The 2,768-nt window shown below is 72.8% G+C and carries 4 protein-coding genes; 2 read left to right on the top strand and 2 right to left on the bottom strand.

The window, feature by feature from the left end:
* Both FNH05_RS35740 and FNH05_RS35745 read right to left on the bottom strand, forming a co-directional pair.
* The coding region (locus tag FNH05_RS35740) for a rhodanese-like domain-containing protein (protein WP_144593263.1) at window positions 1-355 on the bottom strand (355 nt) is incomplete at its 3' end.
* Window positions 352-888, bottom strand: coding sequence for a cysteine dioxygenase (locus tag FNH05_RS35745; protein WP_222426813.1), 537 nt, complete (start codon window positions 886-888; stop codon window positions 352-354). The genes FNH05_RS35745 and FNH05_RS35740, both read right to left, overlap by 4 nt.
* 262 nt (window positions 889-1,150) lie before the next feature.
* Here FNH05_RS35745 and FNH05_RS35750 point away from each other — a divergent pair, with 262 nt between their 5' ends.
* Together FNH05_RS35750 and FNH05_RS35755 are read left to right on the top strand one after the other, a co-directional pair.
* Entirely contained in the window at window positions 1,151-1,963 is an 813-nt protein-coding gene (locus tag FNH05_RS35750) for an ABC transporter ATP-binding protein (protein WP_144593264.1), read from the top strand.
* Window positions 1,964-2,007: 44 nt separating this feature from the next.
* Window positions 2,008-2,768: enoyl-CoA hydratase/isomerase family protein (locus FNH05_RS35755; protein WP_144593265.1), on the top strand; the 761-nt coding region annotated here is incomplete at its 3' end.

Here is a 2,768-nt window from a genome sequence, read left to right on the forward strand (position 1 = left end):
GGCCGGCGGCCCGCCAGGCCCGGAACCCGCCCACCAGGTCCGTCGCCAGTGGCAGGCCAAGGCGTTTCAGGTCGGCGGCGGCGAGGCTCGAGGCGTAGCCCTCGTTGCACACCACGATCACCGGCCGGTCCGCCCGCACCTGGGGGATGCGATGCGCACCGGTGGGGTCGAGCCGCCATTCGAGGTGGATGCGTTCGATCGGCAGGGAACCGGGGATCTCGCCCTCCCCGGCGCGAAAGCGCTCGGGACGGATGTCCACGACCAGCGCTCCGGCCGCCTGCATCCTTCCGGCCTCGGCGGGGCCGACGCGGTCCAAGGTGGACCGGGCCGCCGCGAGCAACTCCTCGGCACTCATCGCACGAACAGCGGCGGTGCCGCCGGTGGTTCGGCGGGCGCGTCCGCGAACGACGCGTACTCGCGTGTGGGCAGCAGCGGCGGCGAGTAGGCGTGCACGCTGGCCGACGGTGCCGGCTCCGCGCTCAACTGGTGCGTTCGCGCGAGCCCGAAGCCGCTGCCCGCTCCGGCCTCGTGCACCCGGGTGCGCAGGGGACGGCCGGGGGAGCGGTAGGTCTCGGTCAGCCTGCCCTGAAGCACGGTGAAGGCGCCGGCCGCGCCGCCGTGGTCGTGGGGCGGGGTGTGCTGGCCGGGCAGCCACGACAGCAGCCACAGCTCGACGCCGTCGGTGAGGGCGAGCCGCGCCCACCACCGCCGCTCGGTGTCGAACCGCAGGATGCCCGTCAGCGGGCCGGGCAGCTCCTCGGCCACCCGGCGGGTCAGTTCGGCGAGCTGGCCAGGCGTCCAGCGCAGCCGTTCCGGGTGCAGCAGGTCGGGGGTCAGCCCTCCGGCGAGACGCGGATGGCTTTCGAAATCCAGGGTGCAACGGGTCAACGCGGGCTCCGTGAGGTCGTGAAGAGGCGGGGACGGGCAGCGTGCCACGGCTGTGGGCCGCGTCACGCCCCGATACTGCCCGCCGAGGCGACCAGGAGCAGATCCACGGTGCGGTCGCGCCAGAACCGGCCCGCGCTCGCGGGTCGCGGGAACGCCGAGGTGACCACGGGATGGATGCTGCCACGATTTCGAGGTGAGGTGGGCGATGTCTCAGCCACTGGTACCGGGGGCGGCTCCCCGGGCCCGGTAACCGATGGGAACAATGGGGGCCGTGAGCGAGCCGAACAACCTTGACGACCTCGTGGTGCGCCTGTCCGGTGTGGGGGTCCGCCGTGGGCGCAGCGATCTTCTCGCCGGCGTCGACTGGACCGTCGAGCTGGACGAGCGCTGGGTGGTGCTCGGCCCCAACGGCGCGGGCAAGACGACCCTGCTGAGGCTGGCCGCCGCGGAGCTGTACCCCACGGTGGGCACGGTGGACCTGCTGGGCGAGCGCATGGGCAAGGTCAGCATCTTCGACCTGCGCCCCCGCATCGGCTTCACCTCCGCCGCGCTGGCCGCGCGCGTGCCCGGTGACGAGCTGGTGCGCGACGTGGTGGTCAGCGCCGGGTACGCCGTGGTCGGCCGCTGGCGCGAGGCCTACGACCGGCTCGACACCGACCGTGCGATGGAGCTGCTCGGCGCGCTGGGCATCGCGCACCTGGCCGAGCGCACCTTCGGCACGCTGTCCGAGGGGGAGCGCAAGCGGGCGCTGATCGCCCGCGCGCTGATGACGGACCCGGAGATGCTGCTGCTCGACGAGCCCGCCGCGGGGCTCGACCTGGGGGGCCGCGAGGACCTGGTGGCCCGGCTTTCCACGCTCGCGCTGGATCCCGACGCGCCGGCGATGGTGCTGGTGACCCATCATGTCGAAGAGATCCCGCCCGGTTTCACGCACGCGCTGCTCGTGCGGGAGGGGCGGGTCGTGGTGTCCGGTCTGCTCGACGACGTGCTGACCGCGGAGAACCTGTCGAAGACCTTCGACCAGGACCTGGTGCTCGAACGCTCGGGCGACCGCTTCTTCGCCCGTCGCCGGTAGAGTCGGCTACCAGCCAGTAGCGTGACAGTTAAGGAGGACTGAGCGTGGGCGAGTTCGTACGGCTCGAGGTGGACGGCGGGGTCGGCACGATCCGGCTGGACCGGCCGCCGGTGAACGCCATCAACAACCAGGTGCAGGCCGAGCTGGGCGAGGCCGCCCGCGAGGCCACCGAGCGGGCCGACGTGCGCGCCGTGATCCTCTACGGCGGCGAGAAGACCTTCTGCGGGGGCGCCGACGTCAAGGAGATGGCCGCCCGCTCCTACGCCGAGATGCGGTCCTTCGGCACCGCGCTGCAGAACACCGTGGCCGCGGTGGCCGCGATCCCGAAGCCCACCGTCGCCGCGATCACCGGCTACGCCCTGGGCGGCGGCCTCGAACTGGCGATGGCCGCGGACCGGCGCATCGCCGGGGACAACGTCAAGGTGGGGCAGCCGGAGATCCTGCTCGGCATCATCCCCGGCGCGGGCGGCACCCAGCGGCTGGCCAGGCTGGTCGGCCCGAGCAAGGCCAAGGACCTCGTGTTCACCGGCCGGTTCGCCAAGGCCGAGGAGGCGCTGAGCCTGGGCATCGTCGACGAGCTGGTCGCGCCCGACGACGTCTACACCGTCGCGCTCAAGTGGGCCTCGCAGTTCGTCAACGGCCCCGCGGTGGCGCTGGCCAACGCGAAGGCCGCCATCGACGGCGGACTCGACGGCGACCTCGCCAGCGGGCTCAAGCTCGAGACCTACCTGTTCACCGCGCTGTGGGCCACCGAAGACCAGAAGAACGGCATGCGGTCCTTCGTCGAGAACGGGCCAGGCAAGGC

The organism is Amycolatopsis rhizosphaerae (assembly GCF_007713715.1).
GTDB lineage: Bacteria > Actinomycetota > Actinomycetes > Mycobacteriales > Pseudonocardiaceae > Amycolatopsis_E > Amycolatopsis_E rhizosphaerae.